This window comes from Nocardia callitridis, from assembly GCF_039543305.1.
In the GTDB taxonomy this organism is placed as follows: domain Bacteria; phylum Actinomycetota; class Actinomycetes; order Mycobacteriales; family Mycobacteriaceae; genus Nocardia; species Nocardia callitridis.
Window position 1 is genome coordinate 366506 of the sequence record NZ_BAABJM010000003.1, and the last position, 21235, is coordinate 387740.

25 protein-coding genes are annotated in these 21235 nt (G+C 63.6%); 20 read left to right on the forward strand and 5 right to left on the reverse strand.

Annotation, left to right across the window (positions count from 1 at the left end):
* The first annotated feature begins 405 nt into the window (after window positions 1-405).
* Both ABEA50_RS19335 and ABEA50_RS19340 read left to right on the forward strand, forming a co-directional pair.
* Window positions 406-1296, forward strand: coding sequence for a hypothetical protein (locus tag ABEA50_RS19335; RefSeq protein ID WP_345497156.1), 891 nt, complete (start codon window positions 406-408; stop codon window positions 1294-1296).
* Window positions 1297-1394: 98 nt separating this feature from the next.
* Window positions 1395-2186, forward strand: coding sequence for a hypothetical protein (locus tag ABEA50_RS19340; RefSeq protein WP_345496951.1), 792 nt, complete (start codon window positions 1395-1397; stop codon window positions 2184-2186).
* Between the two features lie 23 nt (window positions 2187-2209).
* On the opposite strand, the gene ABEA50_RS19345 is transcribed toward ABEA50_RS19340, so the two are convergent.
* Window positions 2210-2665, reverse strand: coding sequence for a hypothetical protein (locus tag ABEA50_RS19345; protein WP_345496952.1), 456 nt, complete (start codon window positions 2663-2665; stop codon window positions 2210-2212).
* 264 nt (window positions 2666-2929) lie between these two features.
* On the opposite strand from ABEA50_RS19345, the gene dnaE reads away from it, so the two are divergent.
* The 7 genes from dnaE to ABEA50_RS19375 all read left to right on the forward strand — a co-directional run bounded on the left by dnaE (window position 2930) and on the right by ABEA50_RS19375 (window position 11577).
* Window positions 2930-6478, forward strand: a complete 3549-nt coding sequence (gene dnaE / locus ABEA50_RS19350; RefSeq protein ID WP_345496953.1) for a DNA polymerase III subunit alpha — start codon at window positions 2930-2932, stop codon at window positions 6476-6478.
* A 223-nt stretch (window positions 6479-6701) separates the two neighbouring features.
* Window positions 6702-7166: an AAA family ATPase gene (locus ABEA50_RS19355; RefSeq protein ID WP_345496954.1), complete on the forward strand. Its 465-nt coding sequence runs from the start codon at window positions 6702-6704 to the stop codon at window positions 7164-7166.
* Window positions 7106-7930, forward strand: coding sequence for an AAA family ATPase (locus tag ABEA50_RS19360; protein ID WP_345496955.1), 825 nt, complete (start codon window positions 7106-7108; stop codon window positions 7928-7930). Before ABEA50_RS19355 ends, ABEA50_RS19360 begins: the two co-directional genes overlap by 61 nt.
* 620 nt (window positions 7931-8550) lie before the next feature.
* Window positions 8551-9132, forward strand: a complete 582-nt coding sequence (locus ABEA50_RS31010; RefSeq protein ID WP_425577664.1) for a DUF3558 domain-containing protein — start codon at window positions 8551-8553, stop codon at window positions 9130-9132.
* Window positions 9133-9238: 106 nt separating this feature from the next.
* Entirely contained in the window at window positions 9239-10501 is a 1263-nt protein-coding gene (locus ABEA50_RS19365) for a hypothetical protein (RefSeq protein ID WP_345496956.1), read from the forward strand.
* Window positions 10502-10521: 20 nt separating this feature from the next.
* Window positions 10522-10995 (forward strand): hypothetical protein, encoded by a 474-nt coding sequence (locus ABEA50_RS19370; protein WP_345496957.1) that lies wholly within the window; start codon window positions 10522-10524, stop codon window positions 10993-10995.
* A 78-nt stretch (window positions 10996-11073) separates the two neighbouring features.
* Window positions 11074-11577 carry a hypothetical protein gene (locus ABEA50_RS19375; protein WP_345496958.1) on the forward strand — a complete coding sequence of 168 codons (504 nt, stop codon included), beginning with the start codon at window positions 11074-11076 and terminating at the stop codon, window positions 11575-11577.
* A gap of 117 nt (window positions 11578-11694) precedes the next feature.
* On the opposite strand, the gene ABEA50_RS19380 is transcribed toward ABEA50_RS19375, so the two are convergent.
* On the reverse strand, window positions 11695-12006 hold the full coding sequence (locus tag ABEA50_RS19380; RefSeq protein ID WP_345496959.1) for a helix-turn-helix transcriptional regulator: 312 nt from the start codon (window positions 12004-12006) through the stop codon (window positions 11695-11697).
* A 35-nt stretch (window positions 12007-12041) separates the two neighbouring features.
* On the opposite strand from ABEA50_RS19380, the gene ABEA50_RS19385 reads away from it, so the two are divergent.
* The 5 genes from ABEA50_RS19385 to ABEA50_RS19405 are packed head-to-tail and all read left to right on the forward strand — an operon-like array spanning window position 12042 to window position 13458.
* Entirely contained in the window at window positions 12042-12578 is a 537-nt protein-coding gene (locus tag ABEA50_RS19385) for a DUF5753 domain-containing protein (RefSeq protein ID WP_345496960.1), read from the forward strand.
* Window positions 12568-12777 carry a DUF397 domain-containing protein gene (locus tag ABEA50_RS19390; RefSeq protein ID WP_345496961.1) on the forward strand — a complete coding sequence of 70 codons (210 nt, stop codon included), beginning with the start codon at window positions 12568-12570 and terminating at the stop codon, window positions 12775-12777. The genes ABEA50_RS19385 and ABEA50_RS19390 overlap by 11 nt, the downstream gene beginning before the upstream one ends.
* Before the next feature lie 18 nt (window positions 12778-12795).
* The gene (locus tag ABEA50_RS19395) at window positions 12796-13005 is read left to right on the forward strand and encodes a DUF397 domain-containing protein (RefSeq protein WP_345496962.1); all 210 of its coding nucleotides are present in this window, start codon (window positions 12796-12798) and stop codon (window positions 13003-13005) included.
* Window positions 12956-13252 (forward strand): DUF397 domain-containing protein, encoded by a 297-nt coding sequence (locus tag ABEA50_RS19400; RefSeq protein ID WP_425577665.1) that lies wholly within the window; start codon window positions 12956-12958, stop codon window positions 13250-13252. The genes ABEA50_RS19395 and ABEA50_RS19400 overlap by 50 nt, the downstream gene beginning before the upstream one ends.
* Window positions 13249-13458, forward strand: a complete 210-nt coding sequence (locus ABEA50_RS19405; protein WP_345496964.1) for a DUF397 domain-containing protein — start codon at window positions 13249-13251, stop codon at window positions 13456-13458. The genes ABEA50_RS19400 and ABEA50_RS19405 overlap by 4 nt, the downstream gene beginning before the upstream one ends.
* A gap of 230 nt (window positions 13459-13688) precedes the next feature.
* Here ABEA50_RS19405 and ABEA50_RS19410 read toward each other — a convergent pair whose 3' ends face one another.
* The 3 genes from ABEA50_RS19410 to ABEA50_RS19420 are packed head-to-tail and all read right to left on the reverse strand — an operon-like array spanning window position 13689 to window position 15505.
* Entirely contained in the window at window positions 13689-14663 is a 975-nt protein-coding gene (locus ABEA50_RS19410) for a WXG100-like domain-containing protein (protein ID WP_345496965.1), read from the reverse strand.
* Window positions 14650-14991: a WXG100 family type VII secretion target gene (locus ABEA50_RS19415; protein ID WP_345496966.1), complete on the reverse strand. Its 342-nt coding sequence runs from the start codon at window positions 14989-14991 to the stop codon at window positions 14650-14652. Before ABEA50_RS19415 ends, ABEA50_RS19410 begins: the two co-directional genes overlap by 14 nt.
* Window positions 14981-15505, reverse strand: a complete 525-nt coding sequence (locus ABEA50_RS19420; RefSeq protein WP_345496967.1) for a YbaB/EbfC family nucleoid-associated protein — start codon at window positions 15503-15505, stop codon at window positions 14981-14983. Before ABEA50_RS19420 ends, ABEA50_RS19415 begins: the two co-directional genes overlap by 11 nt.
* Before the next feature lie 309 nt (window positions 15506-15814).
* Here ABEA50_RS19420 and ABEA50_RS19425 point away from each other — a divergent pair, with 309 nt between their 5' ends.
* The 6 genes from ABEA50_RS19425 (at window position 15815) to ABEA50_RS19450 (ending at window position 20977) form a co-directional block, all read left to right on the forward strand.
* Window positions 15815-16342, forward strand: coding sequence for a DUF3558 domain-containing protein (locus ABEA50_RS19425; RefSeq protein WP_345496968.1), 528 nt, complete (start codon window positions 15815-15817; stop codon window positions 16340-16342).
* 83 nt (window positions 16343-16425) lie between these two features.
* Complete coding sequence (locus tag ABEA50_RS19430) at window positions 16426-16740, forward strand: hypothetical protein (protein ID WP_345496969.1); 315 nt, start codon at window positions 16426-16428, stop codon at window positions 16738-16740.
* Between the two features lie 4 nt (window positions 16741-16744).
* Window positions 16745-18019, forward strand: coding sequence for a hypothetical protein (locus tag ABEA50_RS19435; protein WP_345496970.1), 1275 nt, complete (start codon window positions 16745-16747; stop codon window positions 18017-18019).
* Between the two features lie 23 nt (window positions 18020-18042).
* Entirely contained in the window at window positions 18043-18816 is a 774-nt protein-coding gene (locus ABEA50_RS19440) for an ESX secretion-associated protein EspG (protein WP_345496971.1), read from the forward strand.
* A 308-nt stretch (window positions 18817-19124) separates the two neighbouring features.
* Complete coding sequence (locus ABEA50_RS19445) at window positions 19125-20339, forward strand: AAA family ATPase (RefSeq protein ID WP_345496972.1); 1215 nt, start codon at window positions 19125-19127, stop codon at window positions 20337-20339.
* Window positions 20336-20977 carry an RloB family protein gene (locus tag ABEA50_RS19450; RefSeq protein WP_345496973.1) on the forward strand — a complete coding sequence of 214 codons (642 nt, stop codon included), beginning with the start codon at window positions 20336-20338 and terminating at the stop codon, window positions 20975-20977. Before ABEA50_RS19445 ends, ABEA50_RS19450 begins: the two co-directional genes overlap by 4 nt.
* The last annotated feature ends 258 nt before the right edge of the window (window positions 20978-21235 follow it).

Here is a 21235-nt window from a genome sequence, read left to right on the forward strand (position 1 = left end):
GGCGGCGCTTGTCGATTCAGCGGTGCTTGCCGACGGGGTGGTGCTTGTCCGCGCAGCGGTGGCTGCCGACCCAGTAGTACCTGCCGATTCAGCGGTGGCTGCCGACCCCGCTGCCTCCGTGTCCTGCGGGTCGGTGGCTCCCGTGGACTTCGCCGACTCTGCCGTGTTCGCTGGGTCCTCCTGATAAGACTCGTCGTCACTCACGTGCACCATCATCGCAAGAGCGTCCCAGGTCGCTGTGCTCGGCTCCGCTCGGTCGCCGGTTGCGGTGGATGCGCCTCGGGTGGTCGTGGCGGCGGGCGAGGATGTCCAAGCTGATACTCAGGAAGCGGTCGTACCCTGTTGCTCGTGACGGTGTTGTCTTCCCCCTACCTCCCGAGGGCCGCGCGCTCGGGTGTGCTGGTCATGGTGCTCGCGGTGGGTCTTTCCGCGTTCAGCGTCGGCTGCGGCGACGGTCGCGGATCGCGGACCGACAGTGAGAGCGCGGAACCGCTCGGCGTGGACAAGGAAGTCACCGTGCCGATCCCGGCGGTGACGACGACGATGGTTTCGCCCGGCGACGAGCCGCGATCGCCGCTGCGGCCGATGTACACGCCGGGGACGGCGCAGCAGGTGACCCTGCAGACCTCCCATCACATCGAGCAGCAGATCAACGATCAGCCGGGCCATGATTTCTCGACGCCGTCGCTGACCATCCCGATGACCGCGCAAACCCGTTCCGACAGCATCGATCTCACACTCGGTTCGGTCACGACACCGGACCCGGTACTGGCCGAGGCGCTCACCGGTGTCGGCGGCTCGCACGCGGGCTTCGACCTCGGCGATCTCGGCGCCATCACCGCGCTGCGGATGGAACCGCACCCCGACACCTCGAACACGGCGCGTTCGGCGCTGGAGCAAGCGTTCTATCAGGCCGTTTATCGTTCGATCGCGTTCCCGGACGAACCGGTGGGCGAGGGTGCGACCTGGACGGTGCGTCAGGATGTCAGCGGCGGTGTCGCCTTGGATCAGGTGACCACCGCGACGCTCACCAAGCGCGAAGGTGACCGGCTCACCATCGAGTTGAAGGTGCGCCAGACGCCGAAGTCGTCGACCTGGGATCTGCCGAACAACGCGGGAACACTGGACATTCAGGATTACAGCATGGACGGCAACGGCACCATCACCGTCGATCTCGGACTGCCGCTGCCGGTTTCGGGGTCGATCACGGTCGGCGGGCATCAGAGCTACCGCGACCCGCACAGTGCGAGTGTGTTGCAGCAGACCATCGAAACGCAGGTGTCGTGGACCGAATGACGCCCCGCCGTGGCGCTTGTGCCGGTTCGAGCCGATCGATCGGGGGATCGCCGCAGGACGGCGCGAAATCTACCGACGCCCGGCGACGCCGCTCGACCGTGCGGTCGAATCGGTCGCCGAATCGCGCGACCCGCAGGTCGACGGCGGCGCGGTCGGCGATCGGTTCGGCCGTCGCGTTGCTCGCGCTCGCCTCGACCCTGCTCGTCGCGGGGTGTGGCGGGTCGGATTCCGGGCAGCCGCCCGCCGAACAGCCGGAGCTGCCACCGCTGGGTCCTGTGGTCGCCGCCGCACCGGTGACGGGCGCGCCGATCACCGATCGTGGCCGCCTCGACGCGTTGCTGCTCGGGCCCGATGTGCTGCCGCCGAATTTCACCGCGCTGCCGCCACGAAACGATGGTCAGCAGGGTACGGGCGCGGCCGCGGGGGAGGCGCCGACCGATCCCGCCGAGTGCGCGGCCGTGCTGACGCCCGTGGGGACGCAACATGCGGGCGCGCTGACCCAGTCCTCGGCGCAATACGAGGGACCGAATTTCGCCAGTATCGACATCGACGCGGCGAGCTTCGCGAACGACGTTGCGGCGCAGGCATTCACCGGGGTGCAGGAGGTGCTGCGGCGGTGTGCGCGCTATTCGAGCACCGATTCCTCCCAGGCCGGGATCGATTATCGAGTCGGTGGACTCGCGCAGCCGCCCGCCGGTGACGCCTCGGCAGCGTTTCAGGTGCGCACCACCAGCGACGGCTTGACGCTCGAGTCCTCGGTCGCGCTCGTGCAGGTGGGCAGCACCCTGGCGCAAGTATCGGTGACCGCGCCCGAATCGGTGGACCCCGGCGTACTCACCGACCTGACCGCGGCGCAGGTGCGCGAACTTCAGGGACCCGAAGCTCGCTGACCCGCGCCGCTGGGGTCTTTCGGTCAGCCCTCGTACTTCTTCACCGAGAACTCGACCGTGCCCGGATCGGGCAGGTGCGCGCCGCCGATGGTGATGGTGGCGCTGAATCGGCCGAGGCCGGGCGAGAAAAGTGCGCCACGGCCGTCGGAACCCCAGTAACCCGGTCCGCGCGCCTCCTTGGCGACCGAGCCGGTTTCGCCGGTGTCGAGGTTGCGCCAGTTCAAGGTGATCGGCAGCGTGCATGGGCCGATGCCATAGAGCTGGGTGGCGACGGTGAAGCCCGCCATTCCGGGGTAAAAGTTGCCGCCGACGTAGGTGTCGACCGTGCCGACACACGGCCCGTTCGCGACTGCGTAGCTGGTGGCGAATTTTCCGCCGTTGCCTTCCTCGGCGTTGGCGGGTCCGGCCGCGGTGAACACGGCCAGCGCCGCGAGTGCGGGTATCGAGGGGATCGCCAGCAGAGCCTTCTTCGAAATCATCATCATCTCCATGGGAGGGGAAGTGGTCGAACGGTATTCGGTTGCTACCGGTCGGTGGACGAGCGCGGAGGTTACTCTTCTGCTATCCCCGAGATCGGCAAAACCGTTAACTCGCCGCTACCGCCCGGCCGCCCGTCTCACCCGACACGCCGACGCCGCATCGGCGCCGACACGCGGGGACAATTCGCCTACCACAAGCGGTTTCCGCCACGACCCGGTGTGTGCTGACCGCAACCTGTCGGTGGGCGGGCATAATCTCGTGGCGTGTCAGCTGCGTCCGGATCTTTCGTTCATCTGCACAACCACACCGAGTACTCGATGCTCGATGGTGCGGCCAAGATCTCCCCGCTGTTCGCGGAGGCCAAACGCCTCGGCATGAGCGCGGTGGGCATGACCGACCACGGCAACATGTACGGCGCCTCGGAGTTCTACAACTCCGCCAAGAAGGCCGGGGTGAAGCCGATCATCGGCATCGAGGCCTACATCGCGCCCGCGTCGCGCTTCGACACCAAACGTGTGCTCTGGGGTGACCGTAGCCAGAAGGGCGACGACGTCTCCGGCAGTGGTGCCTACACCCACATGACGATGGTCGCCGAGAACGCGACCGGCCTGCGTAACCTGTTCAAGCTGTCGTCGCTGGCCTCGATCGAGGGCCAACTCGGCAAGTGGGCGCGCATGGACGAAGAGATCATCGCCCAGCACGCCGCGGGCATCATCGCCACCACCGGCTGCCCCTCCGGTGAAGTACAGACCAGGCTGCGCCTCGGCCACGACCGCGAGGCGCTGGAGGCGGCCGCGAAGTGGCAGGAGATCTTCGGCAAGGAAAACTTCTTTCTGGAGCTGATGGACCACGGACTGTCCATCGAGACGCGCGTGCGTGAGGGCTTGCTCGAGATCGGGCGCAAGCTGGATATTCCGCCGCTGGCCACCAACGACTGCCACTACGTGCACGAGTCGGACTCGACCAATCACGAAGCGCTGCTGTGCATCCAGACCGGTAAGACGCTCTCGGATCCGAACCGGTTCAAGTTCGGCGGCAGCGGCTACTACCTGAAGTCCGCCGAGGAGATGCGTGCGCTCTGGGAGTCGGAGGTCCCCGGCGCCTGCGACAACACCGTCCTCATCGGTGAGCGGGTGCAGTCCTACGACGAGGTGTGGACCCACCGCGACCGGATGCCGATCTTCCCGGTTCCCGAGGGTGAGGACCAGTCCAGCTGGTTGCGGCGCGAGGTCATGGTCGGGCTGGAGCGACGGTTCCCGGACGGTGTCGGTCAGGAGTACCTCGACCGGGCCGATTTCGAGCTGAACGTCATCATTCAGATGGGTTTCCCCGCGTACTTCCTCGTCGTCGGCGACCTGATCAATCACGCCAAGGAAGTCGGGATCCGAGTGGGTCCCGGCCGTGGTTCGGCGGCGGGTTCGCTGGTGGCCTTCGCCATGGGCATCACCAACCTGGACCCGATCCCGCACGGTCTGCTGTTCGAGCGCTTCCTCAATCCGGAACGCGTGTCGATGCCCGATATCGATATCGACTTCGATGATCGCCGTCGCGGTGAGATGGTGCGCTACGCCACCGACAAGTGGGGTAGCGACAAGGTCGCGCAGGTGATCACCTTCGGCACCATTAAGACCAAAGCGGCGCTGAAGGATTCGGCGCGCGTGCAGTTCGGTCAGCCGGGTTTCGCGATCGCCGACCAGATCTCCAAGGCGCTACCGCCGCCGATCATGGCCAAGGACATTCCGCTGTCGGGGATCATGGATCCCGACCACGAGCGGTACAAGGAGGCCACCGAGGTCCGGGAACTGATCAACACCAACCCGGATGTCAACAAGATCTACGAGACCGCCCGCGGCCTGGAGGGCCTGATCCGTAACGCCGGCGTGCACGCCTGCGCGGTGATCATGTCCTCGGAACCGTTGATGGACGCGATTCCGCTGTGGAAGCGTGCGCAGGACGGCGCCGTCATCACCGGCTGGGACTATCCCTCGTGTGAGGCCATCGGCCTGTTGAAGATGGACTTCCTCGGCCTGCGCAACCTCACCGTGATCGGTGACGCCCTGGAGAACATCGAGTCCAACCGCGGTATCCAGCTGGATCTGGAGAATCTGTCGCTGGAGGACACCGCGACCTACGAATTGCTCGCGCGCGGTGACACGCTCGGGGTCTTCCAGCTCGACGGTGGCGCGATGCGCGATCTGCTGCGCCGCATGCAACCCACCGGCTTCGAGGACATCGTCGCGGTGCTCGCGCTGTACCGGCCTGGCCCGATGGGCATGAACGCGCACAACGACTACGCCGATCGCAAGAACGGGCGCCAGGACGTCACGCCGATCCACCCCGAACTGGAGGAGCCGCTGAAGGAAATCCTCGGCGACACCTTCGGTTTGATCGTGTACCAGGAACAGATCATGCAGATCGCGCAGAAGGTGGCCGGGTATTCGCTCGGTCGAGCCGATATTCTGCGCCGCGCCATGGGTAAGAAGAAGGCCGAGGTGCTCGAGGCCGAATTCGAGGGCTTCGAAAAGGGCATGCAGGACAACGGGTATTCCAAGGCGGCGATCAAGGCGCTGTGGGACACCATCCTTCCGTTCGCCGGGTACGCGTTCAACAAGTCGCACGCCGCCGGATACGGGCTGGTGTCGTTCTGGACCGCCTACCTCAAGGCGAACTACCCCGGCGAGTACATGGCGGGTCTGCTCACCTCCGTCGGTGACGACAAGGACAAGGCCGCGGTGTATCTGTCGGATTGCCGCCGACTCGGGATCACCGTGCTGGCACCGGATGTGAACGAATCCGAGCTGAACTTCGCCTCGGTGGGCAAGGACATCCGCTTCGGTCTCGGCGCGGTCCGCAATGTCGGAGCGAACGTGGTGAGTTCGATCATCGCCGCGCGCAAGGAGAAGTCGAAGTTCACCGATTTCTCCGACTACCTGAACAAGATCGACGCCGTGGCCTGCACCAAGAAGGTCACCGAATCCTTGATCAAGGCGGGCGGTTTCGACTCGCTCGGGCACCCGCGTAAGGGTTTGCTGCTGGTGCATTCGGACGCGATCGACGCGGTGATGTCGACGAAGAAGGCCGAGGCGATCGGCCAGTTCGATCTGTTCGGTGGCGAGGACGCCGACGAGTCGGTGGCCTCGGTGTTCAACGTGAAGGTGCCCGACGAGGAGTGGGAGTCCAAGCACAAGCTGGCCCTCGAGCGCGAAATGCTCGGGCTGTATGTGACGGGACACCCACTCAACGGCGTCGAACACGTGCTCGCCGCGCAGGCCGACACCCAGATCCCGTCGATTCTCGAAGGTGACGTCAAGGACGGCGCGCAGGTCACCCTCGGCGGCATCCTCGCCTCGGTGAACCGCAGGATCAACAAGAACGGATTGGCCTGGGCCTCGGCACAATTGGAAGACCTGTCCGGCGGGATCGAGGTGCTGTTCTTCCCACAGTCCTACTCGGTGTATGGCATGGACGTGGTGGAGGACGCGGTGGTCCTGGTCAAGGCACGCGTCTCGGTGCGCGACGACCGAATCTCGTTGATCGCCAACGACCTCGCCGTCCCCGACCTCTCCTCGATCGGCGTCGCCAAACCATTGGCGGTCACTTTGTCCACCCGCATGTGCACGCCCGACAAGATCGGCGAGTTCAAACGCGTGCTCGCGCGGCACCCTGGCACCTCGGATGTGCACGTGCGACACGTGGGCGCGCGGGACAAGACCACCATCTTGAAGCTCGCCGACAGTTACCGGGTATCGCAGTCCTCGGCGCTGATGGGTGATTTGAAGGCGTTGTTGGGGCCGGGCTGCTTGACGGCTTGATCTCGGTCCGAGTTGATCGGTCATCGTGCCGCCGGATTCCGGTGGTGGGATAACCGCACGGTGTCCTATCCGTCGCCACAGGTCAGGCTGCTGAAATCGCGACCGGTTCGCCGCTTTGCCAACGTGCTCTCGAAGGGTTAGGACCACACTTCTTAGGAGTGCCACCAGCACGGAGTCGCTACGGCAGTTCGGCGCCGCGATCGCCGAGTTCACCGGTGCCGAGGTGCCGATCTCGTTCGACAACTGGGATCACGCGATGGCCTACCTGTTCGGTCTCGGCACGCGTGCGGACAACCCGATGCTGGTGGTAATCGACGAGTTTCCCTACCTCGTGAAGGCGGCGCCCGAGTTGGCGTCGGTCATGCAACGCGAAGTCGACCGGTACCAGACCGAGCCCAACAACATACGCATGCTGCTGTGCGGATCAGCGATGTCGGTGATGGGTGGTCTGCTCACCAGTAACGCGCCGTTGCGCGGACGCGCGCAGCTGGAATTGGTCGTCCAACCCTTCGGATATCGTGAGGCTGCGCGGTTCTGGGAAGTAGCGGCCGACCCGGCGTTGGCGCTACGGCTGCATACCGTCCTCGGTGGAACCCCGGCCTACCGGCGGCAGTTTCTCGCCGCGACGTGCCCGCCACGCTCGACGACTTCGACCCGTGGTTGTGCCGCACGGTGCTCTCGCCACTGAATCCACTGTTTCGCGAAGCGCGCTACCTGCTGGCGGAGGAGGCCGACATCCGCGACACCGCGCTGTATCACTCCGTGCTGGCAGCCGTCGCGCAAGGCAACAACACTCGTGGTGGGATCGCGAACTACATCGGTCGAAAGGCGGTAGATATTTCGCATCCGCTGAATGTGCTCGAGGACTGTCGTCTGTTGACCCGCGAACAGGACGCGTTTCGGGCGGGGAAGTCGATATATCGCATCACCGAACCATTGATCACCTTCTACGAAGCCGTGATGCGTCCGGCTTGGACGCGCTTGGAGAGTGGTCAGGCGCAGCAGGTGTGGGCACGGTGCAAGGAGCGGTTCGCGGCACAGGTCGCCGGGCCACACTTCGAAACGATCTGCCGCGAGTACATGTTCGGCGATGGCATCGACACACTGGGCTCCGACGCAGCATTCGGCGTAGTCGGCAGCGGTGTGGTCACCGATTCCGTCGCGCGCACCCGAATTAAAATCGACGTGGCCGTCACGCAGGCGGGCGACGGCGGACGTAAAGCGGCGGTATCGCTGCTCGGCGAAGCGAAGTGGGGCGTGACGATGGGTGCCAACCACCTGGATCGCCTCGTCAGAGCACGAGAAGTGTTGGCGGGCACCGGTCGTGACGTCTCAGCGTGCCGCCTGGCTTGTTTCAGCGCCACCGGGTTCACCGACGCGCTTCGCCGTCGAGCCGACGAGAGCGCGGACGTGGTGCTCGTCGGGCTCGATGAGCTCTACGGTCGTGGGTAGCGAGATAAGACGGGGGTCGAAGATCCACACGCTGACCGACCTGGCCAGGCTGCCGCTGTCGGTGACGGTATCCGCCGCCAACACCAACGACGCCGCTGCACTTGAACCACTCGTCAGGGCCGCCTCCCGTGATCAGGTCCCGGCGTGGTCCACGTCGCTGCGAACACGGCAAGCTGCACGCCGAATGCCTATGACCACCGCCGGATCGGGAAACGAAGGACGCCGATGCCCGAGCAAGCAAGTGCGGACGAGTGGTTACATTGCGGCCGTGAGGTTCTCGGGCCGGAGTGCTCAACTCCCGTACCAACGTGGAGTAGTTGTTTGGCGGCGGATGAGGCGTCCTCGGCGAATACCCTGCAGCGATATGATTTCATCTCTGGGATCGCCTGCTTTCCGGGGAGCCGGAGAACCGCAGCGGTACTGAGTTCTGCTGGTTTCACTCGAGAGTGCAGGGAGCCAAGCGCGGGCGACTCCTGGTGCATCGCATGGTCGACTTTCCACCGTCTGCAATGATCATTGATGACCAGTGACCGTCTCGTCCCGCCAACCACGGTGGAACCTCCACGATCCAGGATCCCATGATGAAGAGAAGTTTCGCCGCTGGTTGCCTAGCGGTAGGTATGACGACACTGGTCGCTTGCGGCGGTGATCGCGCAGCGGAGGAAGCGGCGGCGACGGCCTCGACCGGGAGTCCGGGCGGGAGCACCTCTTCCGTGCAAGTGAGCCTCCCGCCAGCGCCGGTACAGACTCGCGCCAAGCAGGTTCAGTTCGATCCATGTGTCGGCGTGGGTGACGACCTGGTGACCCGAGTTGGGTTCGACCCCGGCAGCCGTGAAAGAAGCGTAGCCGAAGGCGATACCGGAACATTCACCACGATTGGGTGCCAGTTCTGGCGTGAAGCCTCTGAAAACGGCCAGTACTCCGCGTCCGGTCTGTCAGTTACCTCGAGCGACCTGAATCTGGACCACTATCGTGCCACGCCAGATTTCGTCGTCCTCCACTCCGATCCGATCGGAGGCCACGACGCCGTGACCTACCGAACACCACGAGTCCCTAACTCATGCGCCGCGTCGACCGAGTCACCGGACGGAACTTTCACCATTGACCTGAGTGTGTTTCCGGCCCCCGCTGACTTGACATCAGCGTGCGATGAGGTTCGCCGAATAACTGAAACACTGAGTACAGCACTCACGCCAAGCTAGTGCTTAAATTTGACAGATTACACCGTGATGCTTAACCTTCCACTGTTGATCCGGGGTGGGGCATAGCCTTTACCTTTTCTCGAAGAGTAGAGCGTTAGGGCATCGAATGGCCGAGACTTTCGCGGCAAACCCCAGCGAGATCGCTGGGCTGAGCAATCTTGTAACCTCCATCGGTGCGGACGCCCGGTCGGTTATCGATTTTGTGGCAAAAGAAGGAAAAGCAGCGGCTTGGCTCCATGGGCCAATTATCGACGACATAGTAAATTACGTTAATGGTGCGGCGGACTGGATGGCGCAGCGCCACGCCGTGCTCGCAGATACGACACAGAATACCGGAATCGAACTCAATAAGGTCGCGTGGACGTACCACGACCAGGATCAGCGGACGTATGCTGCGCTGAATGCGCATACGGAATCGAGTCTGCCAGCGGATGACAGTGCCGAGGCGGCAGGAAACACTGCACCATACAGCGGAGCTGCCGTCTATCCGAAGCCGGAATCTTTCGAGCTTCAAGCGCCGGTCGCAAACCAGGATGAACTAGCTGGTCTGATCACTGAGATATTCCCAGTGCTCGGCAACGTAAACGAATCGATTAAGAGCATAACCCGCGCGGCAGGAACCGAGTACGACCCGTTGGTGAAATGCCTCGAGCCGATCCCCGGAAATTGGTCGGAGATCCGTAGAATCGGCGATGTTTACAAGTCGGCAGGAAATGGGCTGGAGGCCTGCGGTAAAAACCTGGAGTCCGGTCTCAAGCGCATCGATGGCAGCACCGGCGGTAAGCCGAACTGGAATGGTGAAGCAGCTATATCCTTCGGCAACTGGGCGAATATGCAGATCGCGGCGATGAAATGGGAGGGGCCGGTAGGTCGAGTTTTCAGTGACTGCACGGGAAAGGTCGCGGATGCGATCCGAGACGGCATTAAATTCATCCTCGAAAAAACATGGGGAATGCTCAACAAATACGTGGACTTCGATGACATCAAGGGTGCGTTGAAGTCCGTAGCGAACATCCTATCAGCAGCTGTTCCTGGGCTTGGCGCAGCGCGGATCGCCAAGCTCGTTGTGGATATAGGAAACATCGTCGTTTCTGCGATTAACGTTGTCACGCACATCAAAGAACTTGCCGATGCCTTCATGAGGCTGATAGATATCATCAAAGACCCAGCAGGCCAGCTCAGAGACAACGCGAAACAGAAGATTGAACAGGCGATTGCGCCCGTCACCAGCACCGTGGACAAGGCGACTTATGCAGCGACTGTCGCCAAGGATGTCGAGCAGATTTCCCACTACAATGACACGGTGAATCGGCCTACCCAGGGTTATGACGCTGGATCCGGAAGCGCCCCGTGGGGGGACGCGTCATGACGAGACCCCAATGGGGCAGCATGCGGGAACCCGACCTGGATCCCGCTGTCGAGGAGATTGCCAAGAAGGTCATGGATGCGATTGACAACCTCAATACCGCCACTATTCGCCTGTCCAACATAGACATTGACGAACTGTTCGACGGTCCTACGGAAGTAACCGAAGAATTCATCTCGATGGTTGCCGGGATGGAGACCGCGTCTCCTGCACTCAAGGTTTACGCTGAACGGGTCGAAACCGGAGAATGTCGCTGGGCTGAAATAGAATCCATGGCTGATCCGATTCCGCCCGAAGTGGCAGAAATGAAGAGCTCGCCGCTGTTTGCCTGGAATTGGACCCTCGAACCACAGCAACCACCAACGCCACCAGCCGGCGTTGCCTGGCCACCCCCACAGAACACGATCCGTCGCCCGCGCTCGGGCGAAACGGTGGTCGGACCCAGCGATTGGCCTGAGGACTTCGAGGACTATCCCGACGACAGGCCTTGGCGTTGAACGGGCGCCGCAGCGGCAAACTTTCCGGCGCACTGGCAGTTACGCCGAGGGGTTGATGTGGGGCGGAAAAATGAGTTGATGTCGCCGATGGTGCTGGTGTGGATCGTCATGGTCGTAGTCGGATCGGTGGCGTTCATGTCGGTGGCGTTGCGCCTGGGCCACGTGGTCGCTGTGTGGACTGGTTTACAAGTCGCTCGAGCGTTATTTCTTCCGGTGAGCCTCATACTGGGCATGATCGGCTGGCTGGTGGTGCTGATTGCCGCGTCGCAGCTACGCAGGTCTTATCTGCGGAAGGTCGGAACCTCGACGACCGCGGTGGTGGTCGAGTCAGATCTGCGGTACAAGAACCGCCCGGGAAGATTCGGGCAGTGGGAGCTTCGGGTCAAAGCGCAGCTTGCGCACCCGACCTCGGGAGCGGATGTCCACGTGGTGAAAAGATTCCTTTATCACGACTTCTGCAAAACTCGAGCGCAAAAGCTGGCCGAACGCCTTAGTGTGGGTTCCGCGTCTCCCGTTGTGGTGCATAAGAATTCCGCGCAGTTCGAGGTGTCGAAGCGCCCTGTTTGGATCGATGCCTGGTGATGCGACGGGCTCGCGACCGTCTTAGCCGAAGCCCGGTGACAAGTGAACCTAATGCGGATCGGGTCGGAGATGCCCGCTGGAACCTGGTCGGGTTCAGCTGGATACAGGACCCGCTGTTCATGACGACCCCGCGGTCGTTCTTTCCCGTGCGGTGTTTCGAAAGTGGCGCGGTGAGGAGCCGACGACGCGTCGGAAGGCTGTGCTGAAGGCGCTCTCGGATTCGTATCCCGTGGCGGCTGCCAGTTCCGAGATCGACCAGGCGTCGCCGCGTAGGGCGTCGCGAGCCAGGCTCATGCGCCATTCGATGAGATAGGTCAACGGCGCGGTTCCGACTTTGGCTTTGAACGCGGCGGCGAATGCCGATCGTGACATTCGGCTGATCGCGGCCAGTTCCCCGAGGGTCCATCGTCGACTCACCTCGGAGTGCATCGCGCGTAACGCTGCGCCGACGCCGTCGTCGGCGAGTGCGGCCCGGGTTGTTGCAGACGGCGGCTTACGACCACTCGCTGGTCCGCAGAATTTGGCCGGATGCCACGCCTGCGGAGTGGGATCGGCGAGTGCAGATAAAACAGCAGCGGCAGATCCTCGTCACGCGTAGAACGGCGCCGATCGGCCTCGACGTGGTGATCGGAGAGGCGGCGCTACATCGGGTGTCCGGCGGGCGCGCGGTGATGGCCGCGCAGCTTCGGCATCTCGCGGATATGAGCACCCGGGATAATGTGACGATTCGGGTCTTGCCGTTCGAGGCCGGTTACCCGGATGGAGTTTCGATGCCGCCCTTCGTCGTGCTCGATTTCGGCAAGACGTCCGTCGGTGAGCCTGCTGAGCCGACCATCGTCTTCCTCGAAGGTGCGGTCGGTGATCTCTACCTCGAGGACGAGGCTGATGTGAAAATGTATTTGCAAGCGTACGACGGCATTCGGCGATCCGCGCTGGATGCTGTGGCGAGCAGAGACCTGCTTCGGCGGGTGGCAAGGGAGCGTGAGCAGCGTGAACGTTGATCTAACCGGTGCGAAGTGGTTCAAGTCCAGTCGGAGTCAAGGAGGCAAAGAGTGCGTGGAGGTCGCTCACCTCGATAATGGCCTGGTGGGTGTTCGGGACAGCAAGAACCCGACCGGTCCGGCGCTGGTCTTCGCGCCTGGCGAGTGGGATGCCTTCCTGAGCGGCGCGAACGCCGGTGAATTCAACCGTCCGAGGTAGCAAGGGAGAGCGGGCATCGTGAACGTTGATCTGACCGGGGCGAAGTGGTTCAAGTCCCGCCTGAGCCAGGCAGGGCAAGAGTGTGTGGAGGTTGCGCATCTCGATGGCGGCGTGGTGGGGGTTCGGGACAGTAAGAATCCGACTGGTCCGGCGCTCGTCTTCACGGCCGGTGAGTGGGATGCGTTCCTGGGTGGTGCGAGCGACGGTGAGTTCAACCGTCCGAGGTAGCAGGGAGACGGACATCGTGAACGTTGATCTAACTGGGGCGAAGTGGTTCAAGTCCAGCCGTAGTCAAGCCAATAAGGAGTGTGTGGAGGTCGCGCACCTCGGGGGCGGCGTGGTGGGGGTTCGGGACAGTAAGAATCCGACTGGCCCGGCGCTGGTTTTCACGCCTGGTGAATGGGATGCGTTCCTGGGTGGCGCGAGCGCCGGTGAGTTCGACCGGCCAAGATACAAGGGAGAGTGGGTGTCGTGAGCGTTGATCTAGCCCGGGCGGAGTGGTTCACGTCTAGCCGTAGTCAGGGTGGCCAAGAGTGCGTGGAGGTCGCGCACCTCGGGGGCGGCCTGGTGGGTGTTCGGGACAGTAAGAATCCGACTGGTCCGGCGCTGGTTTTCACGGCCGGTGAGTGGGATGCCTTCTTGGGTGGCGCGAACGACGGTGAATTCCACCGTCCGAGCTGACCTCTCCGGCTCGAGCAACGAAACCGCCTCGGGCACACGATGTCCGAGGCGGTTTCATCGGGACTGCCCCAGTTCGGTTGACTTCTGACATGTACGGACTGCGGTTTTCACGGTGGAAGGATGTTCGATATGCCGAAGCCGTATCCCGAGGAGTTCCGCCGCGACGTGGTCGCGGTCGAACGGCCTCATCCACCGGGGGCGAGCCATCCGCACCGTGCGCGAATTCCGATCTACTGCGGGGGTAGATCGAGGCTCGAACCCTGGTCTGCGGTCGAAGGTTTCGGGGGTGCCGGGTTCGATTCGGTGGTGGGCTGCGGGGTCGCCGGTGGTTGCGACAGGGTCTCGACGATCTCGTTTCGGGTGTAGTCGACCGCATCGCCCGCGACCCTGGCCGGGATTCCTTCCTGCTCGCCCCAGGTCGCGTCGGAGACAGCTCCACCGACGTGCTGGCCGAGCCGCCAATTGACCAACCAGTCGCCCTTGGAATTGCCGGTGAGGTTGACACCTTTGTCGTTCAACAGCTTGCTCACCGGGGCCGCGACCGCGCCGGTGATCGCACCGGAGACGGTGTTCGAGGCGATGGCAAGGCCGTCGTAACCATCGCGGACGCCGATCTTCATCTCGAGCGACTGGAATCCGACTTCTGTTCCCGCCTTGACGCTCGCTCCGATCAAGGCACCCTTGACGATCGTCTTGATCCCGATGTCCTGGATCAACTTCTTCAGCGCCGTCGTGACCGCCGCCCTGACCGCGACTTGCACCGCGGCGCCCTCGGCGAGGCTCGCGCCCAACGTCGGTGCCGCCGACGCCGCTGCCACCGCCAGTTGGATCGCGAGAAACACCAGCATCGAAATGATGTACAGCTTCACCGCGAGCACCAGCATCGCCATCACCCGCAGGACGAAAGCCAGCTCTTTGCAGAAGTCGGCGACGTTCTGCAAGGTGCCGTCCTCGCCGGCGACGGTCTTCCAGAACGCGTCGATCGCGTCGTGGGTTTCGCCTTCGGTGTTCGCCAACACCACCTTCACGACGTCGTCGCCGAGCTCGTTGACCTGCTCGAGGAGATCGGCGATCTGATCCCACTGATCGGCGGCCGCACGCAGGCCGGTCTCGTCGGTTTCCGGCCACTTGCCGACTACAAGGGAGGCAACCGGTTTCAGCGCATCGGGAATTTCCAGGCCCATGGTCGCCTCAGCCCCTGTCATCCAATTGTTCTGTCACCCTGGTCAGAGCGTCTTTGAAGTCCTGATCGAGATTCTGGAACGTGGTCCCGGTCTTCTCGACGCCCTGGCCGAGGAACTGAAGTAGTCGCACTGCGCCGTCGATAGCCGTCAGCGCCTCTCCGGCTTTTCCGGCGTAGTTCTGGGCGAATCGTTCACCGAACTCGTCGTTGCCCCACGCCTCGCCGACGCTGTCGAGTCCGGACCGCAGCGACGAAAGGCCGGTGGAGAGATCGGTCGCGAGCTCGGCAAGCTTGGGTGCCTGCGCCTTGACCTGCTCTGGATCGATCCCGAAGTTGTTGTTACCAGCCATTATTGGCACCCAGTCCCTTCCAGTGCGGCCCCTCGTCCTCGTCCTCGGCGGGTAGCGCCTGTTCCGGGGCGTACGCGGGTGCTTCGGGTTCGGTTGGGGGGCGCAGCATCTCGCCGATCTGCCTGCCGATGAAAGGCAGGTCCTCGTAAGCCTGCTCCGGCGGGGCGAACTCTGCGGCCGCCGCGGTGATCGGCGCCAGCAGGGCGTCCATCTGGGATTTGGCTGAGCGTGCCGCGAACTGGGTCGCTTGGAGGAACGACGCCGCCAGCTTCTCCGGTGCCGACCGCTTGAAAGCAGCAGGGTCGACCCACACGTCGACGGGGATCCCGGCGGCGTTGCTGGTCACGCGGATCAGGTTGTCGTCGGACCAGCCTTCGGACGTGGAGACGGCCAGCGCATCTCCCGCGTGCGCGATATCGCGCAGCTGCTGTTCGTAAGTGCCAAGCATGTTGTCGGCCTGGGCCTGCATCGCCTCAGTGCGGGCACGGAGCTGGTCCTGCTCAAAGGGATTCACACTAAAATCCTCAGAATCGAGTTTTTCGCCATCACCCGTTGGACGCTACATGCGCGAGTTCGGTTCCATCGGATCGTGGGAAACGCTCGGTGGGCGAGGGTTGCGTCGTGGACATCGCGTCGAACGACACCGAGACCGACGAGCATGAGCGACGGTCTGTGGCCGGGTGAAAGGCGTCGCGCGCCTGCTCTGGAATCCGGAGGTTCAGGGCAGCGGGTCGCAGGTCGTGCGGTACGCGGCCGGGGCGTCGACGTAGTGGACTTTTGATACAGTCACATTTCACAGACTTCGCGGACCGAGAGGTGGGGGATGGGGCGTCGAGTTCGCCTGGCAGTGTTGGCAATGGTCATGCTTCCCGGGCTGGTGGCCTGCGGGGGGTCGACGACCGGGACGCCGAGCGGCAGTTCGACTTCCGCCGAAGTGAAGCTGTTTGATCCGTGTGCGGGGATTCCCGATGATGCGCTGACTGCTGCGGGGGTTGATCCCGCGACTGAGGAGAGCGGGATCGCTGGAGTGCATCAGCATGGGCAAGAAATCTGTGCATGGAAAGGGCGCGCGTACGCGATCACCATCTATTCGACGGGGCGAACCGTAGGCGAGTACGAGCGGAAGCCAGGCAACGTCGAGTTCGAGGATGTTGTCATCGCGGGCCGGACTGGTCGTCAGTTCCGCGACCAGGGCACGTCGCACGACCGGTTGTGCAACGTCTTGTTTCCTGCGACGCAAGGCGTCTTTCAGATCACTGTGCACAGCAGTCTGATCCTCGACAATCCGCCGCCGCCGTGTCCGACACTGCACGAAGTCGGCGAAGTGTTGGTGCCGAAACTACCGAGTTGATCAGCTAGGGGGACAGGATGAGTACGCCGGAGAAGAGTCGGTGGAGCGACTTTGCAGACTCGGCACGTGCCGGGGAGCTCTACTTGGACGATGAGCAGGTCGCACGACAGTGCCTTGCCGCCTGCGATCAACGAATACAGGACTTGGAAGATCTCGGGTTTCTCGCTGACCGTACGAAAAGCGTTGCCGGGTTTGGTGATTTCGAGATGGCCGACGCTCTGGCTGGCGGTTTTCTAGGCCAAGCTACCGGTGAGAACAACTCGATCGACCAGATCATCAGCGACCACATAGAAGTAGTCAAGAACATGCGCGAAGTCATGGCCCTATCCATCAAACGACTAACCGGCCAAGACGTCACGAACGCCGCGGATTTCACCGCTGGCACCGAGGGACAGTGACGTTATGAACCTGCACGATCTGGCTTCCATCGGCAATGCTCTGACCACTTTGATCGCGGGTGAAGGTATCCCCGCGCCGACTCATCCCGGCGATGTGCAGGGCGAGTACAACCGCCAGCGCGACGGTGTGCGCGGCAAGGCGGGCGATATCGGGTTCGAGGGTGACTTCCGTCCCCAATCTGTCACGCACACCGATGAATTCGAACGACACGATGTTTCGGCACTGCGGGCGAAAGTCGACGCGATCGATCTCGCCGCCGTGAATGACCTGTCCACCGCGTGGCAGACGATCGGCGATCGCGCCAAAACTTCTCTGGACACATTCACCGCCGCGATGGCGCGCGCTACCGACGACAGTATCTGGCGTGGTGAAGCACGGGACGCGGTCGCGAAGGGGGTCGCGGACTATTCGGCCGGTGCCACCCAGCTCGCCAATTCCGCGCATCTCACCGGCAGCAAGGTCGCCGAACTCGCTACCGGACTCGAGCCGACCAAACAGCTCGTGCCGCACGCCCCGGACGATCGGTCCTGGATGAACAATGCCAGGCACTGGGTCGCCGGGCGTGGCTGGCGTAGCAATGGCGAGGCGCAGGACACCGCGAAAAGGGAAGCGGTGCGGGTGCTTTCGACGGTGTACGCGCCGGTGATCAGGGAGAGCGACACCAATGTTCCGGTGATTCCGAAACCGGAGCATGTGGTGAGCCCACCACCCGGCCCTGCCCCGGGGCCTGGTCCTGGTCCCACCGGGCCGGGGCCCGGCCCCGGCGCTGTGCCGCCCGGTGGGTCGCAGCCGGGTGAGCAACCGGCCGCACCCGATGCGCAGACCACCCCGGCGGGCACCGGGCAGCCGGACACCCAGGGCGCGCCGAAACCCGAAGCGCCGGCGACGAATCCGGCATCGACGACGGCCGCGTCGACGCCTTCCGGTACGCCGACCACGCCGGGTGCGCCCACCGCACCGGGTATGCCGGGTTCGCCGTCACGTGGTGTTCCCGCGCCGAGCCCCGGACTGCCCGGTGGGATGCCACCGCAACCCGGTCAGAGCCTGCCCGGCAAGCCTGGTGCCCCGGCCGGTCCTGCCGCCGCCGTCGCGGGTCGCCAGGCCGCCGCCGCGCGCGGCGCGATGGGGCCGGGGATGGGACCCGGCATGGCGGGCAACAAGAAGGACGACGAGTCGAGCAAGGGCGCTCCCGACTACCTGATTACCAAAGAACACGGCGAGGAGGTCACCGGACTCGATTCGCTGACCCCGACCGTGCCGCCGGTGATCGGCGAATAACACCGACGCACAAAGGATTTCGAGTGACAATTCTGCGTCGTTGGCGCTTCACCGCCGTGCAATTGCGCACCCTGTGGGAATCGGCCGGCCGCGATGTGCTGCCCTATCCGTTGCGGCACTGGTACGCCGAGCAGTACCGGGAAGACAGCCTGCGCCTGCGGCGAGTCGCGGCGGGCGAGGTGCATCGGCAACTGGACGAGGACCTGGTGCACGCGATGACCGTGCTGCTCGAGCCGGAGGCGCGGATCGAAGTGGCGGGGTTTCGTGGTGCGCGCAACGAGGTGCCGATTCGCGCGCACGCCGCCGCGCACTATCAACACGGCGTGCTCGCGATTCAACACCCCGGCCCCGAACCCGATCAGGGCGGCGACGTCGATTTCCTGTTCCTGTCTTCCGACGCGCTGCCCGCCGCCGTCATCGATGTGCTTCCGGAATGCGCTCCTGGGCAGGGCGATCCGCTGTCCATTCCGGTGACCGAGCTGGAGAAGCCACCCCCGGTGGTCCGCGACGCGTGGCGCACCACCCCGCGCGAAGACTTCGACCGCTTCTTCAACCGGCCCACCACCAGCACCACCCACGTCGCCGTCTATCCCTTCGGCAGCATCGACAACCGACACATCAAGGGGCGCAAAGACTTCCAGGTTACCGATTTCGCCGACGACGGCCGCTACGTCAGCTTCGGCAGCCGCACCATGATCGCCAAACCCACCGACCGCCGCCGCCTCACCGCCACCGTCGCGGAAATGCTCACCCGCACCGTCACCGAAGTCCGCGACGGCGACCACGTCCCGCATTAGCGCGGCTTATCCGTCGCCGCTGGTGACGGTTATGCGTGCTGCGTCGGGATACTTGCGCACGTCATCGTGTCGGGTCCGGCGGCCGGTGTCCTGTGCGGCGACGGTGGGGGTAATCGCGCCTTGCGGTAGGGGTGGGTGCTCAGGGCGTCAGGCGCGGTCGACGGTGAAATCACTGGTTGAACGCTGTCTGGACTTCCTTTTGGTAGCCTAACGACGAAAAAGCCGACTCGATTGCAACGAGGTGACCGATGCTTATTCGGTTTGAAGTCGAGAACTTCCGCTCGATACTCGAGCCCGCAGAGCTGTCGATGGTCGCTGTCGACGACCGCCCGGAAGTGCGGCACTTCCCGAAGTTCGGTGCCTCCCTCGTGCCTGTCGCGGGCATCTTCGGCCCCAACGCGTCGGGAAAATCCAATGTGCTGGCGGCGCTCGCCTGGCTTCGCCATGCGGTGAGGAACTCGCTGAGTAGCTGGGACGAGGAGGTCCCAGTCGATCCGTTCGCTTTCGGCGAGGCGAAGAACCAGGATTCCTCATTCACGCTGGAGCTGGAAGTCGACGGAGTTCGTTTCGAGTACTTGCTCGACGTCGGCCGACACAAGGTCAGCTACGAGGCACTGTTTCATTACCCGGAAGGGCGGCGGCGGCGCGTCTTCGAGCGCGAGGCGAACGAGCTGACGCTACAGCGTGGGCTCGGAGAACTTTCCGCCATTCGCAAACTCCTGACGGATCGCTCATTGGCACTGTCGATCATGCGCCGCTTCGACGAGCCGATCACCTCCGCGTTCTCGGAAGCCCTGCTTCGCTTGGTGATCTTGGGTCGTCCGCTGAACCGGAATCGGTTCTCTTCGGGGGCTGGTGTACTTTCGACGCTTCGACTTTTCGAGATGCCGGACGATGACATGGTTTCTTCGCCCGGTGGGACTTCCTTCGATGAGGCCGAATGGCAATCGACCCGGCAACAAGCGATGGCGTTGTTGCAGCTCGCGGACCTCGGGGTGGCGGACGTCGAGATCGAGGAAACCCGGATCGAATCGGCCCGCGGCGAGACCATCGTCCGTCGGAACCCACAGCTCGTCCACCGCACCGACAGTGATCGTCAACCCTTCGAGTACCGAAACGAATCCGCAGGAACCCGGGCCTGGTTCGAGCAGATCGGCCCGGTGCTCAACGCACTGCGCCGAGGCTCCATCATCCTCTTCGATGAACTCGACGCGAGCCTGCATCCGACACTGACGGCTCAGTTCGTCAAGCTTTTCAAGCTGGGCAAATCCAACCCGCACGGTGCTCAACTGCTGTTCACTTCACACGACACGAATCTGCTCAACCACCTGAATCGGGACGAAGTCTGGCTGACGCAGAAACAGGCGAACGGATCGACCCGCTTCGCCGCGCTGTCGGACTTCGCGGGTGAACGAGTCCGTCGTTCGGCAAACCTCGAAAGTGGTTACCTCAGCGGCCGTTTCGGCGCGCTACCCGATGTTTCCCGTCCGGAGGTTCTGCACGAACTGGGGCTTATCGGGTGAGCGCGAGAGACCGTGGCAGGAGAGGGAAGAGTCTCAAGCGATCCACGGGAACAACGCCGGTGCGGTCCACTTTCCGCGTCTATACCGAAGGCGTATCGACCGAGCCCGAGTACGTCGACGCGCTGAAAAGGATGCCTGAACTCGCCGGCGTTTCGGTGAACGTTGTCATCGAAGAAGCGGGTGCGACACCGATGCACCTCGTCGAAAGCGCGTGCGCGGACAAGCGCCGCGCTGACCTCGACATCGATTTCTACTGGTGTGTGTTCGATGTCGAGTTCCCGCAGCGCCACCCGCACCTCGACCGCGCCAGGCAGAAGGCGCGAGACAACGGCGTCTACCTGGCGATCAGCAACCCTTGCTTCGAGGTTTGGCTGATCATGCACCATCGCCGCCATTCGGGTCATCTTTCCACTGACGATGCGGTTCGACTCAGGTGCGAAATCGACGGCTCCGACGGCAAACACCTCGATGGTGCGTCCTATATGAAGCTGGCGGACAAAGCGGTTCGCCACGCACAGGCAATGCGCAAGAAGCATCAGCGAGACGGCACCGAGTTTCCGGACGACAACCCTTCGTCCTCGGTCGACGAGTTCGTCACGCAAATCCGGGAGATGGCAAAGTCTGTGGCGAACCAGTAGCTCGGCGGTGTACGTGCGCCGTGCGCTCAGCTCGGCAGCGCCTGGCTGACCGAATTACAAGCGGGCTACGACGGACGGTTCGGCCTCTTCGGTGTGGTGGGGGCCTTGGTCGCTGTGGGATCTCGTTTGTCCGATCGCCGTAGTGCTGCGAGCTGCGGGTCGACCGCGCGTGCCGTCACTGCGAACGTCCGTTGCTCCGCGATCAGCGGCACCGCCGCTGCGGCGTTCGACCGCATGCAAGCAGGCAAGAACCTCGGC